This window comes from Bacillus canaveralius (genome assembly GCF_002860125.1).
Lineage (GTDB): Bacteria > Bacillota > Bacilli > Bacillales > Cytobacillaceae > Bacillus_BJ > Bacillus_BJ canaveralius.
Map to the genome: position 1 here is coordinate 1 of NZ_PGVA01000047.1, position 19,649 is coordinate 19,649.

A 19,649-nucleotide genomic window follows, 5' to 3' on the forward strand; every position below is an offset into this window, starting at 1 on the left:
GCCATCCGCTTCCACCTTGACACCGTCATCCGCGAGCGCCTGGATGAAATAGTTTCCGGCAGAGAAGGTGTTACTTTGGTCAAAGATGGCCGAAAAATAATTAACAGGCATTCCAGGTGGACTACCTTGCCCCCAATTGTAATGTATAGATTTTCCTGTTTTCTCTTGGTACACAGGCGTATTAGCTTCGGGCGTGGTTACAAGACCAAACAAAGTTATTCCGGTAAGGATACCTACCTTCATATAACCTTTTATTAAATTGTGAGCCAACTGTCTATTATCCCCCCAAATTTGATATCTTTTTGTATTTTTTGTAATTTAATAGATACATTTTGTATCTGTTTGGTATTTTATCATATAAAAAGACAAAAATCTCCCTACTAAATTACTACAAAACGACAAAATTCGAATTGTTTATAATTAACAACCAATATATTGTTTATCTTATATATAGCATTTTGTCCACAGCGGCAAGGCAAAAAAAAAGACCGAGGGAAGAAAAGTGATTAATTTTTTTCTTCCGACGAGCATTTGTGTAAAGTTGTTAGGATTGTTGTTTTTCAGGTCCCCATTTTGAGTGTTTCATAAAATGTGTCCAAGTCTTTCTTAGGAAGGCACAGTACTCTTTAAACGTAAGGTTATAACGATGTTTTAGCTTTTTCATGATAGGAGTTATGGCCCGATCTATATATATAAAAAGCTGGCTGGGATAATTTAATTGATAAACCTCGGACAAGAAATACATTTCGCTTTTAACCATTTCGGTATCAACAAACAAGTTGTCTTTACCAGTTGTTAAGCCATGATGATGCACGATCTTTGACTGCGGTAAAAAGTAAGCTTTTAAACCTGATTTGTACATTTTATGGCATAGTATATCTTCTTCGTAATACAAAAAAGTATTTTCATCAAATAATCCTAACTTCTCTAACATATCCCTCCTTGCCATAAAACAACAACCTGAGAATTTATAAATAGGGATAGGCTCTTTCTTTATTATATTGTTTGATAAGTAATATTCATCATTAAATCGCTTTCTGCCACTTGATGTGGTTAATTTACTCAGTTTAGTGTTATACAAAAAATAATCCAAAGTTGTTAAAGGTTTTAGAGATGGCACATTTTGCAACTCCCCTTCGGGGGATAAAATATAAGGGGATACCACAGATGCCTCTTTATTATTTTCAAGGAAGGTATACATAGAGTCTATACTCTCATCTAAAAAGATGACATCGTTATTAACAATTGTAATAATGTCATGACCATCCTTAATTGCATGTTTCATGCCTATATTGTTGCCGATGGCATATCCTAAATTTTCGGAACTGATAACTTCTACATTATTTTTGTTTTGAAAATGTTCTCTAAGCTTCTCATAGGATTTATTAGCTGACCCATTATCAACTATATAAATAGAATATTCTTGTTTGCATACTTGTTCAATTGACTCGACACATTTTATAGTCAATTCCCATGTATTGTAATTTAAAATAACAAATGCAATCATTTTTTCATCTCCAAATGCTGGTGATTATTATTATAGGTCTTTCTTAATTTTATCCCAGTAAAGGCGGTATATTTTAACAAGTATGTTTGGTGAAATAAACGCAACAGATAAAAGCAATTTCTTCTTCCGATTATAATTCTTATCAGCAATTAAAAATTTTATTTTGTTGCGGTCTATGTCAATTAGATATTTATAGCGACTTTTTTCATTTCTATAGTATTTCTCGATATTGATATATAACATTAAGCCCGTTAAAAACAATTCCGCGTAAACTTCATTTGCAATACTCGGATAGTTTTCAAGGTAAAATGAATACATATTCTTTCTAACTTCGTATTCATCTAAACGCTTTTTTGAAAAGGTTTTTCGCATTGTACTATTTTCATTATAACGGTAATAATATAATGCTTGACCGGTGTAATGAATTTTGTTTGACTGATGAATGATTCTATAAGCGAAGTCCATATCTTCAAGTATATATCCTTCTTTAAACCGAATTCCTTGGAATAAATTTCTACTATATAGTTTATTACATGGACTGAAAGTGAGTCGCTCATTTAAATAGAGCTCGTTCATTGCAGATTTTCTATCATATAAATAGTTTGTTGTATCGTGAAAATACAGATGTTTTGTGGAATTCTTATCATACTGCATAATATTACATGCTGTAATATCCGCCCCTGTTTCTACGGCATTGGAATACAAGGTTCTGTACATGTCTTTGTGTATCCAATCATCACTATCAACGAAACCAAAATAAGCTCCTCTAGCTACATCAATTCCTCTATTCCGAGCAGAAGACTGACCTCCGTTTTCCTTATGAATAACAACTATTCTTTTATCTTTCTTAGAATATTCTTCACAAATATCTCCACTTTGATCATTCGATCCATCATTAACTAAAATAAGCTCAAAGTCATTAAAAGTCTGACCCAGAATACTTTCTATACAATATTGAAGAAAATCTTCAACATTAAATACAGGTACTATAATACTAATTTGGGGGTTCATATACTTTCTCTCCATTTAGATCTTCAGATAAGCTGCCATTGGTCCAAATTAACATATATTTCTTCAGTCTTGCAAAGTCAACTGTTATAAGAAACGTTGTTTTTATCTATTTTTGAAAAGCCGCCTCTATAAAGACGAATGACATCCCTTTCATCATGTAAATGGAATGATTACCATGCAACGTCGATTTATAGAATTAACGAATTATTATAAAGTCATGGTATCTTTCTATCCACATATCGTCAAGTCTGTTTTATCCCTCAGTCTTTGCTTATCCCGGACCGGTTCAAACATCTTGTGTCCATTATGTATAGAACATATGGACACAGGTGAGAGACGAGACGATCGTGTAGATCCGGGAACCCTGTGATTGCCGTTAAACATAATAATCTTACCAGACAAGTCAAAGGGCTTGCAGAAACAGTCTAGCCAAATACAACCTTTATGATTCTCGATGCACATAAACTTTTATAATAAAAACAGAGAAGATCCAAGCTAGTTTTCAAGGGATCTTCTCTGTTTTTTAATAAACTTATTTCAGTATAAAACAATGGTTTTTCACATAGATATTACTTATTTAACTTAGAAAACCACGTTACCTTTTGAGGGATTTAGTTATAATCTGCAGATAGTCTCACAATTATAACGTCTTTAAAAATCCTGATGCTACCTTTATTGGGCCATAGTTCCATTTCATTCGCAATAGACCGGGCATAATCGACCTGTTCTTCAGTAGGATCCTTGAATCGATATCCCAGGGTTCTCATGAAACCAATGGCTCTCATAGTAGTCCCTGCTTTTGTTCCAACGTCCCAGGCGAAGAATGAATGTCCAAGCAATTCCCCTTGTATATTTAAAATTGACTCTGGTTCATGTTTACCTAAAATAACTAATGAATAGTCACTCCTATTCCCCACACCTAGGCTATCTAATTGATAATTAATTCTGTTGGCTAAATTCACATCTTCTTGGAATTTAACATGTTCTGAAAATAATAATTTTGCTGTTATATTACTCTGATTGAAAGCAATCATAAAGCAAAACGCAATTAATGCATTTTTAATCCATTTATTTCCTAAATGTAAACAAATATAATAAAAGTTAAATGCTATTACGAATTGTAGCGCAGGCATTTGAGCACGTATAGCCTCAGCTTGTCCTATAAACATTGTTAGCAAAAAAGGTGATAGGAAGAGGAATATAAACCCGACTACCTCTAAATAAACAGTTTTACTTTTGTTGATAATTTTCCATACTAAGAAAATAGCGATAATACTAAAACTTATTAAAAAGCTATAATTATAAAAAAGGTTTTTTGCAAAAACAACCAAGGAGATTTGCTCTTCAATATTATCTAAAACTTCCTGTAGAGGTAATTTCCCCCATAGTATTTGTCTTGATAAATAGGAGGTACTCGCTATTCCCGTGAGTTTTGCAGTGACAAAAACTAAAACCCTAGAAAAGACATATGACGTCAGAAAAATAAATATATACTTGAAAACAATTAAAAAATATACTTTTAGTCTTTTTACCTGATTTTCCTTCTCATGACCATAAATCATTAACAGGATAGTTCCAATTGTCCCAGCAACATACAATAAAAGTAATGATTGGTAGGTTAGAAAGCCCCATGCAGATAATAAAATTGAAAGCAAAGCAAAAGATTTATAATTAGTTTCAACATAATAAAAACTGCAAAGGAGTGCAATCACGAGCAATAACACAGCAAACACTACTTCAAAACCCTGTAAAACAAAATTAAATTGCTCTGCAAAAATAGGATGTGTTGAAAATAAAATAGGAATGACTACCAAAGATATTTTTTTTGCATGATTATTTAATATTCTTTGTACCAGGTAGCATAATATAAAACAAACTACCACTAGGGTAAAATAAGTTAATAAATTGGCAACAAAAGGATTAAAGCCATTAAAAAACAGCTTTTTCGTAAATACTAAACCAATTCTATCTATGGATTGCCAAGCCGACAACTGGCCTGCATAATTGTTAAGAATAAATTCTGTATCAATTGAAAAATCATAATTAACGATTTTGATCCCGTAACTTAAAAAAACAAAAAACAAAGTCACCAATAAAAGAAGCTTAGACTCACGAACAAATGCCAAAAAAGATTTTTTTTCTTCGCTTAAAAAGTGTCCCATAAATATACCTCAAATAATAAAATTAGTGAATCTGTAAAAATTAATATTTCATAACAGTTAGTTAAGCCTTTTTGGTTCTTTTACTCAAGTGTTAACACGAAAACAAGCCCTCTGGTTTTGTATAAAGCTCGGCATTGTTTTTTATCTGTTTTTTTACATGTCTTTTTCGGAGCTTAATACCTGTTTTGTAAGAAGAAAACCAACTGGCAAGTTAATGATGGTAGTCACGATTGGAACAAGATATTCATTTAGACTGGTAAAATTTAGTATAGAATAAGGTACCGCATAAGCAATGATAAGTTGTGTAATTGCAACTATTGGATATTTAATGAAACTTTTAAGATTTGGCATTACTTTAAATGTATAAATACTATTAATAAAAAACGAGGCAATGTTCGCAATGATGAAAGCTGCTACATTTGCATAGGTAAACCCAAACCATGGACTTAACAGCCAAAACCAAAAATAGTGATGCCCCGTGTTGAATACCCCTGTTAGGCAGTATTTGATAAACCGGAATTGGAGCAAATTTAAACTTGTGTCTATCAGGCTTTTCTTTTCCATTTAAGAATTTCTCCTAACGACTAACGTCGTGCTCCTTTTTCCTTTTACCACCTCCATGTCTTCCGATTGTTCTTTGGTAATGTAATGAGGCCTGGCCTTAACTTCGATGAAAATTCTTCCTATATATTCGCCAATTATCCCGAGAAAAATAAGTTGAATCCCGCCAAAAAACAACATAATCGATACCATTGAGGCATATCCGCTAACTGAATCACCCAGAAAAATTTTCTTGAAAATAACATAAAACATAAACAGGAATGAAGCACTGGCACTAAAAAAGCCAAAATACGTTGCCCATCTTAATGGGACAATGGTAAACGATACTATCCCATCAATTGCATAATGAACCAGCTTCCAAAAGCTCCAGCTTGTGCTTCCCGCCGCACGTTCAACATTTTCAAATTCAAGGCATTTGGATCTGTAGCCTACCCACATAAACAATCCCTTGGCGAAACGGTTTCTTTCTTTTAACTGCAAGAAACTGTCTACCGCTTTGCGATCCATCAAACGGTAATCGCGCGCTCCATCAACAATATGGACATCACTCATATTGTTGATCAGTTTATAAAACTGTTTCGCAAACCAACTCCGAATTGGGGGCTCACCTGAACGAGTTGATCTCCTCGTGTAGACGACATCATACCCCTCATCGTGCCATTCATGAATCATTTCAGGCAATAGCTCTGGAGGATCCTGAAGATCCACATCCATTAAAACAACCGCATCCCCTTTAGCAGCTTCTATGCCGGCAAGCATAGCAGCTTCTTTTCCAAAATTCCTGCTAAAATTGACGAAGCGAACGCAATCCTCCTTCAGGCTTAACTCCTTCATAACCAATTCTGTACGGTCCTTACTTCCATCATTTACGAAGACAAATTCATATGAAATCATATGAATTTCTTCCAGTATCGGTTTCACAGTATTATAGAAAAGTTCTATTGATTCTTCTTCATTGAAACAAGGTACTATGATTGAAACGAATTTCATTTTTTCACCTATTTCTATTTATAGTATTTATTGCATTGTATGAATCTGTGGGCGTTTTTTTCTATCTCTAAATAATAACACTTCAAAAACGATAGATCAGGATAAAATAATTTAAATAAACATACAGAAGACATCCTCTAAAGTACATTTTATACCTGAGGCATGTACTTTAAAAAGATGTCATCTCGTGCGCTCACAGTAAAAGTCTAACGAATGAGCCTGTCTACAAACTTCAGTTCACCTTATTTGATACTTTTTCACAAAGATACTTATACAATTCGTCTTTAAGTTCTTTATTTTGAAGCGCAAATTCGATTGTCGTCTGGATAAACCCTAGTTTCTCACCAACGTCGTATCGTTCACCTTCAAATTCAAAAGCAAACACTCTCTGAATTTGATTTAGATTTTGTATGGCATCTGTCAATTGAATCTCGCCACCAGCTCCAATTTCTTGTTTTTCCAGAAACATAAAAATTTCTGGTGTAAAAATATAGCGCCCAATAATAGCAAGGTTTGAAGGGGCAGTTCCCTGCTTTGGTTTCTCAACAAAATTTCTAACTTGAAAGCTTCGACCTTGTTGGTCAATTGGGTCAATAATTCCATAGCGGTTTGTCTCGTTCTCAGAAACCCTCTTTACTCCAATAATGGAAGAATGGGTTCTTTCATACTGATCAATCAATTGTTTTAAACAAGGAGTATCTGCCTGTACAATATCATCACCCAATAAAACAGCAAATGGTTCATTTCCAATGAAGTTTCGGGCGCACCAAACTGCATGTCCTAACCCTTTGGGTTCTTTTTGGCGAATATAATGAATGTCTACAAGTTTTGATGGTGCCTGAACCTTTTCAAGAAGCTCAAACTTTTCCTTGTTTAACAATGTCTGCTCTAGCTCGAAGGCATTGTCAAAATGATCTTCTATTGCACGCTTCCCTTTTCCAGTTACAATAATAATGTCTTCTATCCCAGACTCAATCGCCTCTTCAACAATATACTGGATGGTTGGCTTATCAACAATGGGCAGCATCTCTTTAGGCATTGCTTTAGTTGCAGGTAAAAATCTCGTTCCAAGTCCAGCAGCTGGAATGATCGCCTTTTTCACTCTCATCATATTTGACCCTTCCTGATTTATATATTGTATCAAACAAAATCATTTTACAGTCCTTCGCCAAGTCCTGAATGCAAAAAACTCTTCTAATTGGGAAAAAATATCTAGTATATTATTTCACATTCCCTATTAGTATTCAAGACTATACAATACTTCCCTTTACTACACTGGATATTATAAATATGCCTATAACAAATAGAAACAAGACATAGAAAATTATACCTGGTGCATATATCAAGACTCTCTTCCAGGTTCTCTATCTCCAGCAAATTATGTTCCAGCTCAAAGGCATGGTCATAATGGTCCTCAATCGCACGTGCCCTTTTCCAGTTACTATAATAATATCTTCTATACCAGAGTTAATTGCTTCTTCTCGATGTTTGGCTTATCTACCTTAGGCAACATTTCTTTGGCAAGCTTTTGTTGCCGGCAAGAATCTTTTTCCCAATTCTGTCGCCGGAATTGTGGCCTTCTTTACCTTTCTCAATGTAATTCTCCCTTTCATACTCTTTTTCAAAGCTGCTAAATACCTTTTTTTACCTATTATTCCACAATAGAAAAATATACAAAAAGATTAAAATCCACAGCTTGAGGAGAATTTGGAAACAGATTTACAAGCAAAATGTTCCAAATACAAAAAGGTGTTTATTAATGTTTAACTATGAAAAATTGTTATAATTTGAATACCCAAAAACCCTTTTCTCTGCTATTCTATTAGTTAGCTAGTCGATTTTTGTTCACTAATGGGGGAATTAGCATGAGATCTGAACAAAAACAGACAAAAAAAAAAAGAAAATGGCTTCGCATTACTGGAATTGTATTGCTTCTATTAGTTGTTGGTGCCGGTGCATACGGCTTTACTGTATATAAATCTTTAACAGATGCTGTTTCAACGATGCATCAGCCGATTAAGCGAGAGAAATCAGAAAAACGCATCGAAGAGGTCACGTTTGCACAGCAGGAGCCTTTTTCTGTTTTAATGCTTGGTGTGGATGAGCGTGATGGTGACAAAGGGCGTTCTGATACGATGATTGTCCTGACCGTTAATCCTAACGAAAATTCTGTTAAAATGCTCAGTATTCCACGTGATACGCGAACTGAAATTATCGGTAAAGGGTTTGATGATAAGATCAACCACGCTTATGCTTTTGGCGGACCGGAAATGTCAATGGATACTGTGGAAAACTTCCTGGATATCCCGATTGACTATTATATGCAAATCAACATGGAAGGCTTTGAGGATATTGTTGATGCAGTTGGTGGAATAACAATAAATAATGATATGGACTTAAAAGTGGAAGGTGCTCATTTTCCTAAAGGAGAAATTACCTTAAATGGCGCGAAAGCTTTAACATATTCAAGAATTCGGTATGAGGATCCAAGAGGAGATTTTGGACGCCAGCTCAGGCAGCGCCAGATTATTCAAGGCGTAATCAGTGAAGGAGCCAGCCTTTCTTCCTTAACCCGATTTGGCGGTATCTTCGAGGCGCTCGGTGATAATATTAAAACCAATCTCACTTTCAACGAAATGGTTGATATTCAAAAGCATTATAAGAATGCAGGAAAAAATATTCAGCAGCTGACTGTCACTGGAAACGGTCAAACGATCGGCAAAGTGTGGTACTTAATCGTATCGGATGAAGAGAAATTACGCCTGCAGAACGAGTTAAAAGGCCATTTGGCTATATAGGAAGATTGAGAGACAGTTTGCGGACTGTCTCTTTTCTATGTCATAGACAAGCGTCACTGATTATAATCCCAGCTAATTCTCCATTCCCCTTCCTCCTCAATCGCATATACATCTTGATGTATATCAAAATTCCCGTACTTCCCTTTGAAAGTTTGGATAACTTCTGCTTTGTATGCAAGTGCGATGGGAACGGATTCCCCCGTGATTTTCCAATCTTTTATTTCTTCCACCTTGCCGATCTCGTAAGAAAATGTTTTTACTCCAAAATGATTCATAAAGACGTGAGCTCGATCCTTGATATAATCGCCCCTTTCAAAACGATCCTTCATTGTAGAATGAAACAGACTCCATGATTCCGAGAAATCCCCTTCCTGTTCATATTGATAAAATTGATCGATCGCTTCTTCAGCTTGATTGTCTGGACCAAGATGGATCATTCGAGCGATGAAAATAATCAAAAACACAAATGCTGCTGCCCCTATGAAAAAACCTCTTTTTAACCATAAGTTTCTCTTTCTGTACATAAACCAAGCTCCTTTAAAAAATATCTGTTATTAAAAACAATATGTACAGGCATTCACGATTATTAATAGGACAAACAATTTGCTTGATCACAAAATAAATAGGTTGGAAGTATAACCGAGGTTCAGCCATGTAAATTTCCCGGTATCCTCAAAATTTTTATTAATTTTCATTTTCCATCGTCAATAATGTCATTTTGGTCGACCATAACGTCATTATGGTGGCCAATAACGTCATTTTCTCGATTCGATATATTTTTTTGTTCCCGTTATGTTTTAGCTACCCGGGAATAAAAAGGATAGGCGCGCTTTCCTGAAAGGAATTTCAAGTGGAGAGCTTCGAGCAATTAGTCGAGCAATACAATCCGATGATCCATAAAGTAATACACTCCCTGAACATTTACAAGAATGAGGAGGAATTCTACCAAATTGCATTAATCGGCTTGTGGGAGGCGAAACAAAGGTTTAATCCGGAGAAAGGGTTATTCTTGAACTATGCGTACACGTATATAAAAGGGAAGCTTTTATCAGAACTGGCCAAAAACGTGAAGAATGAAGAGCGCAGCGTTTACCCGAAAGAAGAGTTTTGGGAATTGATTGAGGACCTCAGCTCCGATCGGCCGTTAGAAAGGAAACTATTACTCTCCTACTGTGAGCCGCTGACTGAGAAACAAACTAAATGGGTTCTTTACACTTACCTTGACGGTCTGACAATTAAAGAAATTGCCGAAAAGGAATCTGTATCTGTGTCAGCGGTCAAGGCATGGCGAAAAGGAGCAAAAGAGATAATTAAGGATCATTTAACAGCTTGTAATCTTTAATAAAACAGAAATGGCAAAAGGTGAAGATGATCATCTTCACCTTTTGCCCAGCTTTAAAGTGGAGCATTGGCTAATTGATTCTAAAAGAAAGATTTTCTCTTCGGAAGTAAGCATTCTCCAGCTTCCTGCTTTGATTTTCATTTTCAGCCACTCCTTCTTTTTTTAAATGTCCGCTCAATGAAATCACTTTGTAAAACTATTCTAAAAGTTATTACTTTCTTTATACCGCCTTTTTACATAAATGAAACCTTAATATCCCCAATAAAATGTGACTATTTTCTCTTTTTTCTAAAACTCAAGTTATTTTAAGACTAATAGTAGCGATTTTTGTCGGTTAATTTCAATATTTAAACGCCGGCAGCACCAAGTCATGAAAGTGGCTAAATAAACTGTTTGGTTTCAGATGATTGCGGTACACCTCAAGAGCTTTCATTTCGTCACTTTGCGGGTGTCGATGTTTACTTATTTCATATAAAATATCTGCCTTTAATAAGCCTTTATATTCATTGTCCAGTATTTTAAGAGCTTTCTTGAAACTGACAAGGAAAGCATTGTTATCCATCAGGATTTGCTTGTTAAATATTCCTTTTAAATAATCATTCCTGGCAATGATAACCGTATCCGTTACATGCGGAACAGCTCCCTAAATTTGGATTCATGGGGAAAAATGAAGTTTTTTGTTTTATTTTGTAAAAATATGTTGAAAAATTCACGAATATTGATATAATTTACAAAGCTAGACATTAAGTAAAATGTAATAGGTATATCTACTCATTATAAATTATTCCAGCTTTAATTGTATTTCAAAATCTATAAAACTAGAAGAATCCACAGAGGAGAGGAGAAGAATTAAATGAGTGATCTAAATTATATTTCAGCAATATTAGAGAAACGTTCTTTCTTCAGTGAATATCAGCCTCTTTGGAATACAGAGACAAACTCGATTTTCGCTTATGAAGCTTTTTTTCGGATTGACGCAGGCACCAGTCCTCTGGTGATCTTCGAAAATGCACGCAAAGCGGGCCTTCTTTATGAACTTGATACTGCATCAATCCGGAACACCATAAAGAACTACCCTTTTTTCAAAAAATATTTCCTGTTTGTTAATGTTTTCCCATCAACATTAATCCACCCTGAATTTCCGAAGTTTATAAAGAGCTTAATTAATCATTTTCCCGATATTAAAGGTGAGATCATTTTTGAGATCAATGAAGCTGTTGTTGAAGAAGACTGCTGGAACAAGGAGATTTTTTCAGATCGTTTGGAGTTTTTAAGATCAAGCGGATTTCAACTTGCATTTGATGATTTGCCGATTACTGATCTATCTCTGGAAAAGATTAAGCGCCATGAACCGGAATTTGTTAAGTTGGATCATACATATTCCACTCAGCTATCAGAATCATTAGTTAAACAACAAAGCATTCAATATTTGCTTACATATATGAATAGAAAAAACGTGTTGGTTCTGGAAGGAGTTGAGACTGCAGAGGACCTGTTAGTGGCCAGAAATCTGGGGGTGCCACTGCTGCAGGGGTATTATATTGCAAAGCCTATGGTATTGGATGCTTTTAAGGAACAGATTTCAGTGAGCATGGATTAGAAATCGATTACAATACAAGTGGACTTAGGGAGAGAGGTAGTTTATGAACAAGAGGAAGTTAATGAAAATGAATTTAAAGCTGGGAACAAAGATTAATTTAATTGTACTAAGCATTGTTGTACTGTTTTCAGCCGTGATCGGGACAGTTGTTTCCCGTGAAGTAACGGAAGGAATTAAAAAGGTTGCTGTTGAAAAAGCGAAAGGCGACCTAAACCTTGCCTCAAGCTATATAGATGAAAAATACCCGGGTGACTGGACAATTAAAAACGGAAAGCTTCAAAAAGGTAAAGTCGTCTTGAATGACAACTTTGAAATTGTCGATGAAATTGGAGAGTACACAGGTGATACGGTCACCATTTTCCAGGGTGACACTAGAATTTCAACAAATGTCATGAATGAGGGAAAACGGGCAGTCGGAACCGCTGTATCATCTGAAGTAGCCAACACTGTAATAAAAGATGGAAAGAATTTTTACGGTGAAGCTGAGGTTGCCGGAAACTTCTATCAAACTGCTTATATGCCGATTAAAGACGGCAGCGGAGAAGCTGTCGGTATCTTCTATGTGGGAGCTTCGCAAAGTGTTATTGATGAAACATTGCGCAGTTTTTACATAATATTCGCAATTGCTTTGGCAATTATTTTACCTCTGGCATTTTTCATTGTTGTCTTATTTACAAAAAGACTAAGAAATAGGCTCGATAAAATCACAATTGCGATGGAGCAAGCCGGCAGCGGAGATTTTACTTCAAATGTCGATGATGATGCAGGCGACGAAATCAGCAAACTGACCGCCAGCTACAATCAAATGAAAGACAATTTACGGCATATGATTAACCAGGTACTGCAAACATCCGAGCAGGTTGCCGCTTCTTCCGAAGAGCTCACAGCAGGAGCGGAGGAAACAGGCCGTGCGACAAAAGAGATTACAGCCGCAATTCAACAGGTTTCGAGCGGTGCAGAAGATACAACGGCAAGCCTTGAAGAAACGTCAAAATCCTTGGAAGAGGTTACAGGCGCCATCCAGTTGATTGCGGAAGCGTCCTCATCGATCGCAGAAGCTGGCTTAAAGGCCTCAGAACAGGCGAAACAAGGCGGAGAATATGTAGGCGACACCGTCGAGCAAATCCATGCTATTGATCGTTCCGTTAATCAAAGTGGCGAGGTCATTCAACTTCTGGATAAACGATCACAGGAAATCGGTGAAATCACAAAAACCATTTCCGATATCGCCAATCAGACTAACTTGCTTGCATTGAATGCGGCGATTGAAGCAGCACGCGCCGGAGAGCATGGTAAAGGGTTTGCAGTTGTTGCCGATGAAGTTCGTAAGCTTGCGGAACAATCCCAGAAGTCTTCAGCGCAAATTTCGGAAATGATTAAAGAAATCCAAACAGATATGACGCGTTCAAACGAATCGATCACCCAAGTCAAGTCAGAAGTAAAAGAAGGCCTGGGTATAGTCCAAAAAACTGAAAATGCGTTTAAAGAAATTATCGGTTCGATGGAAGACATGGGCGGGCAAATTGATGAAATGGCTGCATCCGCGGAGCAAATGTCAGCCGGAGCACAGGAAGTTTCAGCTACAGTAACGAGTGTAACGTCTGTCTCAAGGGATTCTTCCCTGCATGCACAAACGGTTGCAGCAGCAACAGAGCAGCAGCTGGCGGCAATGGAGGAAATCTCTTCATCTGCAAGCTCAATGTCAGATATGGCGGTGAATTTACAGGAGCTCATCAGCCGTTTCAAAGTTTAGCAGTTATATAATTGCAAGCAGACAACATGGCAGGCGCCGGATTCCGGTGCCTGCCACTTTATGAAAGAAAGGATTTTTTGAATAATTTATGATCTATACAGAAGATGAATTGGTTTTTATAAAAGAAAATCTGGGAAAACGGCCATTAACAGAAATCGCGAAACAATTGGGCCGGTCACCAAAGTCATTGGAAATGACGCTGATCCGGAAAATGGGTACATCCAACACAAAAACGAGCACCGGAAACATTACCGCCGGTGAGCTGGCGAAAATTTTGCAGGTAGACAGAAACACAGTTATAGGATGGCTTGCCCGGCATGGCCTGCCATACAAAGAGAAGATTACCCGATATAAAAAGAAATTCACATTCATTGACGTCGAGGAATTTTGGAAATGGGCTGCCCATAATAAAGAAAAAATTGATTTTTCAAAGATGCTGCCTTATTCCCTTCCCCCTGAACCCGATTGGGTCAAGGAGGAACGCAAATACAAAAAGGCCCGGAACTATTGTCCATGGACCATTTTAGAGGAAAAGCAGCTTTTAGAATGGGCCCAAGCTGGGCTGAGTATGCAAACCATTTCTGAGAAGCTGAAACGGACACCCAGCTCTGTTGTGAAGAAATATGAACGGTTGAAGGGGACTAACTAAAGCAGTTTAATCCATAAATACTAGAATCACTTTGTTTGAACAATAAATTATTATGTATATAAAAACTACTTTCACATGCAAAAAAATTAATTTAATTATGTTAAATTTTACCTTTATTGTAGGACTCGACAATTTCTACATAATGATGTATATTTCGACTCATAGGGTGGTGATTAAATTGAAAAAACTTAATTTCTTAACTTTGTTGATAGTTGTTTTGATAATAGCAGCTTGTAGTCCCAAGGTTAACAATGATGAAACATCCGGAAATAATAACAAAGCAGAACCCTCAATAAAAACTTCTAATGAAGATAAAGAGAGTGTGGTTGACGAAAAACCGCATGAAGAGAACAAAGAAAATAAATCAGCAGAAGATCAGGCGAGTGAAGAACCCAATCAAGCCAACGAGGTTAATAAAAATAATGTGAATACTGACATTAATACAAAGCAGGTAGAATTTTCAGGACAAATTGACCAGACTTCAATAGAAGTTATAACATCTGAAGGAACTCCTCTTGCACTAAGAATTGAGAATTTTGGAGAAAATGTAGATTTTGGCGCTCTTAATGCAGGAGATAGAGCTGAAGTAGAGTATTATACTAATGAACATGGACAGAACATGCTCACAAATTTTGTTATCACGGAATAACTATTAAAATGCAAAGTGAACTCTAGCTAATTCCAATTATAGAAAAGCACCTGCAAGGGTGCTTTTCTGGCTTATTGTGTCCAATCTTTTTCAGGATTCTCTGAATTTAAATATCTGCTCTCACGAACATGTTCTTCGTCATTTTGATCGGCATCATCTTCCTCCATCCCATCTACTGTTTCTTGTTGTTCCTGCTCTTGATGATCGTCATTTGCAGGAGGCTTGAAATTTTCGTTCTCTGCTGGTGCTTGATCATCCCTTTCTATCTCATTCTGATCTTCTTCCTTTATACTACTGTTATCAGGAACTGGTTTTCGCCCATTTTGTTGTTCATTATCTTGATTTTGGTTTCCTGCTGGTTGTTTATTTTCTTGATCTTTATCAATTATTTCAACCTTTGAAGTATTGTTGCTGTTATTGATCTCTTCTTTTTTTACAGCCTTCGGAACCGACTTATTGTTTGAACCAACATCTGGAGTACGACTTCCAGTAGGTGAAGATTCTTCTTTAGGTAAATCATCGTGTTTAACCTTAGCTTTATTATCGTTGGGTTTAATCTTTTCTAAATGATTATTCCCCTGAACGGATTGCCGTGGTTGTTGCCCAAGCTCCTTTAATTCCGCAATTGATCGGCTGCGAATCGTTTCTTTACTGATGTTGTGGCCTTTGTCTATTAGATCCTTATAGCTTACATATTTATTTATTGAAAGACTTGCTTTGTGGGCTTTATCTAGAGTGTTTTTATTTTCTTTTTTGATAAACACCTCGGCATCGACCTTATTATCATTAAGTGAGACCGTCAAAGCACTTTGGATATCATCATCCAGTTCATCCAAATTTCCTCTAAGCGGCACAACCGTAACTGCTACCAGCCCTTTTTTATCCGTTTTCAAATATTTCTTTTTGACAGTATGGCGGATAAATTCATCAATAAATGTATATAAATTTTCATCTTCTGTTGAGATCGATTTAATTACTTCCTGTCCATCATCATTGACCGGAATAACTTTCAGTATATTCAACTGCTTATCGATATGAACTTCAACGGAAGGGTTAATATCAATTGCGACTACATACGAATCTTGTTGAGTCTGCGAATTGAAAAGAAAATAACCGATTACAGAGAGCACCAAAATTGCAGCAAGTGATAAATATTTAATTGGCCGGAACCGACTGGTGCTTTTTTCAGAATAGGTGTAAAGCTGGCCAATCCGAGGCACACCATCTTCAGGCCAGGGAATATTTTTAAAAATACCGCCCTCGCACATTATCACCACATATTCCTGGTTCACCTCTATAACAATTCCCTGATAGATTGTATTGTTCAGCATAATTGTTCATCTCCCGCTGGAATGCTGATATATTGAGTCAACTGGCGCCATTCCGGATGCAGCCTTAGTATGATTAACGTGATTAAATATTTTCGGTGCCTTTCGACCGTTTTAATAGAATAGCCCGTTTTTTTGCTAAAGAGTGTCGCAGGCAGGCGTTTTTTCTTCAAAAAATCCTCCACCAATTCAGGAAAGCCGACAAACTGGTGTGCCATTAAAATCATTTTATCCCTTGAATCTTTATGTTTTGGAGCATAGTGCTCCAGCTCTTCAAAAAGAATATCGAATTCGTTTAAGCTCTTCTTAAACTCCAAAATTTCCTCAATCAGTTCTTTTTCCTGTAAAGTTTGCTGGTAAGATTTAAGAGATTGCTTTTCCTCACATTCTTCATCTTGATTGAGACGATCTGCCTTTTGTTCTTTTCGAAAAAAATCGATCAGATCTCTTTTGATAAGAAGATAGGCATAATTTAAGAAGCTTCTGCCTCGCTGGCTGTTATATGTATCAATTGCACGATTAAAAGCCAGTAAGCTGACACTCGCCTCTTCTTCGCTCCAGTTAATATAACGACCGGTAATATGGCCGGCCGTATTAATGATATATGGTCGGTAATGGCGAATGATTGTTTCTCTATCTATTTCGTTCCCGTTTACCGCTGCTGAAATTAATATACCAAGCTCTGAATCTTGCAACTGACCACCCCCGAATGCCTACTAGATAATCATACTTTTAAAGTTTAAAGGGGTAAAGAAGCTTTTTAAAAGTGCTTTTAATTTTCCCGAAAAGAATTCATAAGAAAATACAAATAGAAGGAGCCAGCGGCGTGGCTCCTTTGACCTTAATTTTCTCCGTCTTCTGAATGTTCTCCTTCTTCCCCGTTTTCGTTTTTATTTTGGTTTTGTTGGTCTTTATATTGCTTTTCAGCTTGTTCTTTCGCTAATTGTTCTTGTTGTTTACGAGCTTGTTCTACTTGCTGTTTTGCTAATTTTTCTTGTTGTTTGCGAGTTTGTTCTGCTTGTTCTCTTTGCTTTTTTTCTTGCTCTGCTTGTTGCTTGCGAGCTTGTTCCTCTTTTTCCCGCTGCTGCTCTCCCAGTTCTTCTTGTCTTTCACGTTCCTGTTCAGCTGCTTCCCTGGCCGCTTGTTCCTGTTCTTTTTTACCCTTTTCTAATTCCTTTTGTTTTGAAGCAGTTTGCTCTGCTTGTTTTTTATTATTTTCTGTGTTCTCAGCTATATTATTTGAATCATTTTGCTCTTCATCATCGTCGTATTGCCCTTCGTTATCTTCTTCTTCCCTGTCGTTGGAATTTCCTTCTTCATTCTGTTCTGCCAGTTCTTCATCTGCGTCTTCTTGTAATTCTTTCAGTTCCTTTGCAACTTTTTCCTGAATTTTTTTAATTTTTTTATCAGCTTCCGCCTTGGTGATTTCACCCGTTGCGAGCTTTTCTTGAATTTTGGCAAGCTTCTCTGATGCTTCCTGCTCTATTTCCGCATATTCCTTAACTATTTCAAATTCAACCTTCTGTTTCTTAATATCTTTCAGTGATTTTTCCAATCTTTCTACCGTGGCTGTATCGTTTGATTTTTTCGCTTGTTCTATCGCCTCTTCGATTAGATCTTCTTTTTGATTAATCACTTTACCAACCAGTTTGCCCAGGTCTATATTTAACTCTTTTGCTATTTGCCCAAAGCCCATATTTTTATTCTTTAATAAATCAACAATTTCTGCTTCTGTTTTTTCGCTTTCCTCAGATAGAGCAAGAACTTTTACAATTCGTCCAAATCCCAGGCCTTCTGCACGCAGTGCTTTTACCTTTTCTGTATCTAACTCCTTAACCACGCTCGCTGCTATAAAAGCTTCTTTTTTAGTAGAATTCAATTCCTCTAATTTATTGTCTGCTAATAAGTCTTCGCCAGGGATATCGAGTGCAGCAGTTTGCTCCAACTCACTTGTTAACTGATCCTTTACCTCTTCGTTCAGATCCGAATCCAATACAATCTGCGCAACCTTATCACCTGCCTGCTGCAAGGAATCTAAATATTGATCAATTAACTGCGTAATATATTGGTCTTGATCAGTCTCAGCCAGTTCAGCTAATTCCGAAAGACGCTCCTGAGAAAATTGAAGCAATAATTCGGTTTCCTTTACATCATTAAACGCAAAAAATAACTGCAAATCTTCAGACAGCTTATCAAAGAAATAAGTAAAACTATTGTCCGGTGTGGTACCTGCTGCAACTTGGGAAAATGGTGCGTTTACTGTATCATCAGCTGGCGCTGTGTCTCCCTCTGCATAAGCCGCAGTACTAAACAATAGGCCTCCCATGAAAACTCCGCCCGCAATGAGCCGCTTGATATTTCTATTCATTTAACTTCTCTCCTTATACAAAATAAGAAAAGATGAAAAAGCTTGAATCTTCGCCGCACTAAAATTGGCAGCTGGCTGACATAGGGTACACCCCTTTAGTCCCTCTAGCTTTGCGTCGCCATTTTTCAATGGTTTTGCCTTTATCAACTTTTCTAGTATTTTATACGATTCCATGTCGAAATTTGAGGGGGAAATTGGCGAAATAAAAAAATTTTTATTAACTACCGTTAAAGCAGAAGTGGCTGAATTGTTGGATTATCAGATCAAAAATATAAGAACAGGAACAAAAAAACAAAAAAGTTCTGTGCGAAAAGCAAAACCTATAATGACGTACCAATTGAAAGTATCACTAAAAGGTATCCGGCCGCCTATTTGGAGAAGGATCGAAGTGCATAGCGAGTTAACCTTCCACCAGCTGCATGAAGTGATTCAAGTATTAATGGGATGGGAAAACTATCATTTATACAGTTTTGAATATAATGATGTTTTGATTGAGCTTCCCGAAGATGAATTAGAGACTGGGTTTTTCCTTCCTAAAATGAGGGAAACAGCTGATTCACGGAAAGAAAAGCTGGGAGACTGGATTCGAGCAGAAAAGGATAAATTCCTCTACACCTATGATTTCGGAGATGATTGGGAGCATATGGTGACAGTAGAAAAGATCGAGCAAGTATCTGAAAAGCTTAAATACCCTGTCTGCCTAAAAGGAAAACGCGCATGCCCACCGGAAGACGTTGGAGGTATTTACGGTTATTCAGCTCTGTTACAAGCTTTTCAAGATCAGGGGGACCGGCAACTTGATCAAGAGGAAAAGGAATACATGGAGGAGCTGCGCGAATGGTATGGACCTATTGATCCGGAGGCGTTTGACATTGATCAAGTCAACCAATCTCTTAAAAAGGTTTTGACAAACAGGAAACGATAAGAGCTT

18 protein-coding genes, 1 pseudogene and 1 riboswitch are annotated in these 19,649 nt (G+C 36.8%); of the genes and pseudogenes, 7 read left to right on the forward strand and 12 right to left on the reverse strand.

From position 1 onward, the window contains the following. The 8 genes and pseudogenes from CU635_RS17570 to CU635_RS17605 form a co-directional block, all read right to left on the reverse strand. Positions 1–270 (reverse strand): hypothetical protein (locus CU635_RS17570; protein ID WP_142383180.1); only part of this gene is annotated, 270 nt, incomplete at its 3' end. A gap of 274 nt (positions 271–544) precedes the next feature. Beyond that, a complete protein-coding gene (locus CU635_RS17575) occupies positions 545–1,507 on the reverse strand; it encodes a glycosyltransferase family 2 protein (RefSeq protein ID WP_101578690.1) in 963 nt (320 codons plus the stop codon). Positions 1,508–1,537: 30 nt separating this feature from the next. Next, positions 1,538–2,518: a glycosyltransferase family 2 protein gene (locus CU635_RS17580; RefSeq protein ID WP_180956640.1), complete on the reverse strand. Its 981-nt coding sequence runs from the start codon at positions 2,516–2,518 to the stop codon at positions 1,538–1,540. 611 nt (positions 2,519–3,129) lie between these two features. After that, positions 3,130–4,680: a glucosyltransferase domain-containing protein gene (locus tag CU635_RS17585; RefSeq protein WP_101578692.1), complete on the reverse strand. Its 1,551-nt coding sequence runs from the start codon at positions 4,678–4,680 to the stop codon at positions 3,130–3,132. Positions 4,681–4,833: 153 nt separating this feature from the next. Continuing rightward, complete coding sequence (locus CU635_RS17590) at positions 4,834–5,244, reverse strand: GtrA family protein (protein ID WP_101578693.1); 411 nt, start codon at positions 5,242–5,244, stop codon at positions 4,834–4,836. Then, positions 5,245–6,231 (reverse strand): glycosyltransferase family 2 protein, encoded by a 987-nt coding sequence (locus tag CU635_RS17595; RefSeq protein ID WP_101578694.1) that lies wholly within the window; start codon positions 6,229–6,231, stop codon positions 5,245–5,247. Between the two features lie 232 nt (positions 6,232–6,463). Further along, entirely contained in the window at positions 6,464–7,342 is an 879-nt protein-coding gene (gene galU / locus CU635_RS17600; RefSeq protein WP_101578695.1) for a UTP--glucose-1-phosphate uridylyltransferase GalU, read from the reverse strand. A gap of 242 nt (positions 7,343–7,584) precedes the next feature. Then, positions 7,585–7,826: pseudogene (locus CU635_RS17605) on the reverse strand (UTP--glucose-1-phosphate uridylyltransferase); the annotation flags it as partial. A 270-nt stretch (positions 7,827–8,096) separates the two neighbouring features. Between CU635_RS17605 and tagU the strand changes: the two are divergent. Further along, the gene (tagU, locus tag CU635_RS17610) at positions 8,097–9,029 is read left to right on the forward strand and encodes a polyisoprenyl-teichoic acid--peptidoglycan teichoic acid transferase TagU (RefSeq protein ID WP_101578696.1); all 933 of its coding nucleotides are present in this window, start codon (positions 8,097–8,099) and stop codon (positions 9,027–9,029) included. A 53-nt stretch (positions 9,030–9,082) separates the two neighbouring features. Here tagU and CU635_RS17615 read toward each other — a convergent pair whose 3' ends face one another. Then, positions 9,083–9,553, reverse strand: a complete 471-nt coding sequence (locus tag CU635_RS17615; RefSeq protein WP_101578697.1) for a hypothetical protein — start codon at positions 9,551–9,553, stop codon at positions 9,083–9,085. Between the two features lie 326 nt (positions 9,554–9,879). On the opposite strand from CU635_RS17615, the gene CU635_RS17620 reads away from it, so the two are divergent. From CU635_RS17620 to CU635_RS17645, 5 genes are all read left to right on the forward strand, one after another. Continuing rightward, positions 9,880–10,371, forward strand: coding sequence for a sigma-70 family RNA polymerase sigma factor (locus CU635_RS17620; protein ID WP_101578698.1), 492 nt, complete (start codon positions 9,880–9,882; stop codon positions 10,369–10,371). Between the two features lie 853 nt (positions 10,372–11,224). Further along, complete coding sequence (locus CU635_RS17630) at positions 11,225–11,971, forward strand: EAL domain-containing protein (RefSeq protein WP_101578700.1); 747 nt, start codon at positions 11,225–11,227, stop codon at positions 11,969–11,971. A 43-nt stretch (positions 11,972–12,014) separates the two neighbouring features. Beyond that, positions 12,015–13,724, forward strand: coding sequence for a methyl-accepting chemotaxis protein (locus CU635_RS17635; protein ID WP_245917514.1), 1,710 nt, complete (start codon positions 12,015–12,017; stop codon positions 13,722–13,724). An 88-nt stretch (positions 13,725–13,812) separates the two neighbouring features. After that, a complete protein-coding gene (locus CU635_RS17640; protein WP_245917515.1) occupies positions 13,813–14,373 on the forward strand; it encodes a helix-turn-helix domain-containing protein in 561 nt (186 codons plus the stop codon). A 178-nt stretch (positions 14,374–14,551) separates the two neighbouring features. After that, positions 14,552–15,022, forward strand: coding sequence for a hypothetical protein (locus CU635_RS17645; protein ID WP_101578702.1), 471 nt, complete (start codon positions 14,552–14,554; stop codon positions 15,020–15,022). 71 nt (positions 15,023–15,093) lie between these two features. Here CU635_RS17645 and CU635_RS17650 read toward each other — a convergent pair whose 3' ends face one another. From CU635_RS17650 to CU635_RS17660, 3 genes are all read right to left on the reverse strand, one after another. Beyond that, a complete protein-coding gene (locus CU635_RS17650; RefSeq protein ID WP_101578703.1) occupies positions 15,094–16,353 on the reverse strand; it encodes an anti-sigma-I factor RsgI family protein in 1,260 nt (419 codons plus the stop codon). Next, positions 16,347–17,045, reverse strand: coding sequence for a sigma-70 family RNA polymerase sigma factor (locus tag CU635_RS17655; RefSeq protein WP_101578704.1), 699 nt, complete (start codon positions 17,043–17,045; stop codon positions 16,347–16,349). The genes CU635_RS17650 and CU635_RS17655 overlap by 7 nt, the downstream gene beginning before the upstream one ends. A gap of 146 nt (positions 17,046–17,191) precedes the next feature. Then, positions 17,192–18,718: a DUF5667 domain-containing protein gene (locus tag CU635_RS17660; RefSeq protein ID WP_101578705.1), complete on the reverse strand. Its 1,527-nt coding sequence runs from the start codon at positions 18,716–18,718 to the stop codon at positions 17,192–17,194. A 63-nt stretch (positions 18,719–18,781) separates the two neighbouring features. After that, a riboswitch (cyclic di-GMP riboswitch) is annotated at positions 18,782–18,867 on the reverse strand. 23 nt (positions 18,868–18,890) lie between these two features. Between CU635_RS17660 and CU635_RS17665 the strand changes: the two genes are divergently transcribed. After that, positions 18,891–19,643 (forward strand): plasmid pRiA4b ORF-3 family protein, encoded by a 753-nt coding sequence (locus CU635_RS17665; RefSeq protein WP_245917516.1) that lies wholly within the window; start codon positions 18,891–18,893, stop codon positions 19,641–19,643. Positions 19,644–19,649 lie beyond the last annotated feature (6 nt).

What these genes read in the sequence shown, in the direction of transcription:
- CU635_RS17595 (WP_101578694.1), bottom strand. Translation starts at nt 6,231, where the DNA reads ATGAAATTCGTTTCAATCATAGTACCTTGTTTCAATGAAGAAGAATCA.
- CU635_RS17580 (WP_180956640.1), bottom strand. Translation starts at nt 2,518, where the DNA reads ATGAACCCCCAAATTAGTATTATAGTACCTGTATTTAATGTTGAAGAT.
- CU635_RS17630 (WP_101578700.1), top strand. Translation starts at nt 11,225, where the DNA reads ATGAGTGATCTAAATTATATTTCAGCAATATTAGAGAAACGTTCTTTC.
- CU635_RS17590 (WP_101578693.1), bottom strand. Translation starts at nt 5,244, where the DNA reads ATGGAAAAGAAAAGCCTGATAGACACAAGTTTAAATTTGCTCCAATTC.
- CU635_RS17635 (WP_245917514.1), top strand. Translation starts at nt 12,015, where the DNA reads ATGAACAAGAGGAAGTTAATGAAAATGAATTTAAAGCTGGGAACAAAG.
- CU635_RS17575 (WP_101578690.1), bottom strand. Translation starts at nt 1,507, where the DNA reads ATGATTGCATTTGTTATTTTAAATTACAATACATGGGAATTGACTATA.
- galU (WP_101578695.1), bottom strand. Translation starts at nt 7,342, where the DNA reads ATGATGAGAGTGAAAAAGGCGATCATTCCAGCTGCTGGACTTGGAACG.
- CU635_RS17660 (WP_101578705.1), bottom strand. Translation starts at nt 18,718, where the DNA reads ATGAATAGAAATATCAAGCGGCTCATTGCGGGCGGAGTTTTCATGGGA.
- CU635_RS17650 (WP_101578703.1), bottom strand. Translation starts at nt 16,353, where the DNA reads ATGCTGAACAATACAATCTATCAGGGAATTGTTATAGAGGTGAACCAG.
- CU635_RS17585 (WP_101578692.1), bottom strand. Translation starts at nt 4,680, where the DNA reads ATGGGACACTTTTTAAGCGAAGAAAAAAAATCTTTTTTGGCATTTGTT.
- CU635_RS17640 (WP_245917515.1), top strand. Translation starts at nt 13,813, where the DNA reads ATGATCTATACAGAAGATGAATTGGTTTTTATAAAAGAAAATCTGGGA.
- tagU (WP_101578696.1), top strand. Translation starts at nt 8,097, where the DNA reads ATGAGATCTGAACAAAAACAGACAAAAAAAAAAAGAAAATGGCTTCGC.
- CU635_RS17665 (WP_245917516.1), top strand. Translation starts at nt 18,891, where the DNA reads ATGTCGAAATTTGAGGGGGAAATTGGCGAAATAAAAAAATTTTTATTA.
- CU635_RS17615 (WP_101578697.1), bottom strand. Translation starts at nt 9,553, where the DNA reads ATGTACAGAAAGAGAAACTTATGGTTAAAAAGAGGTTTTTTCATAGGG.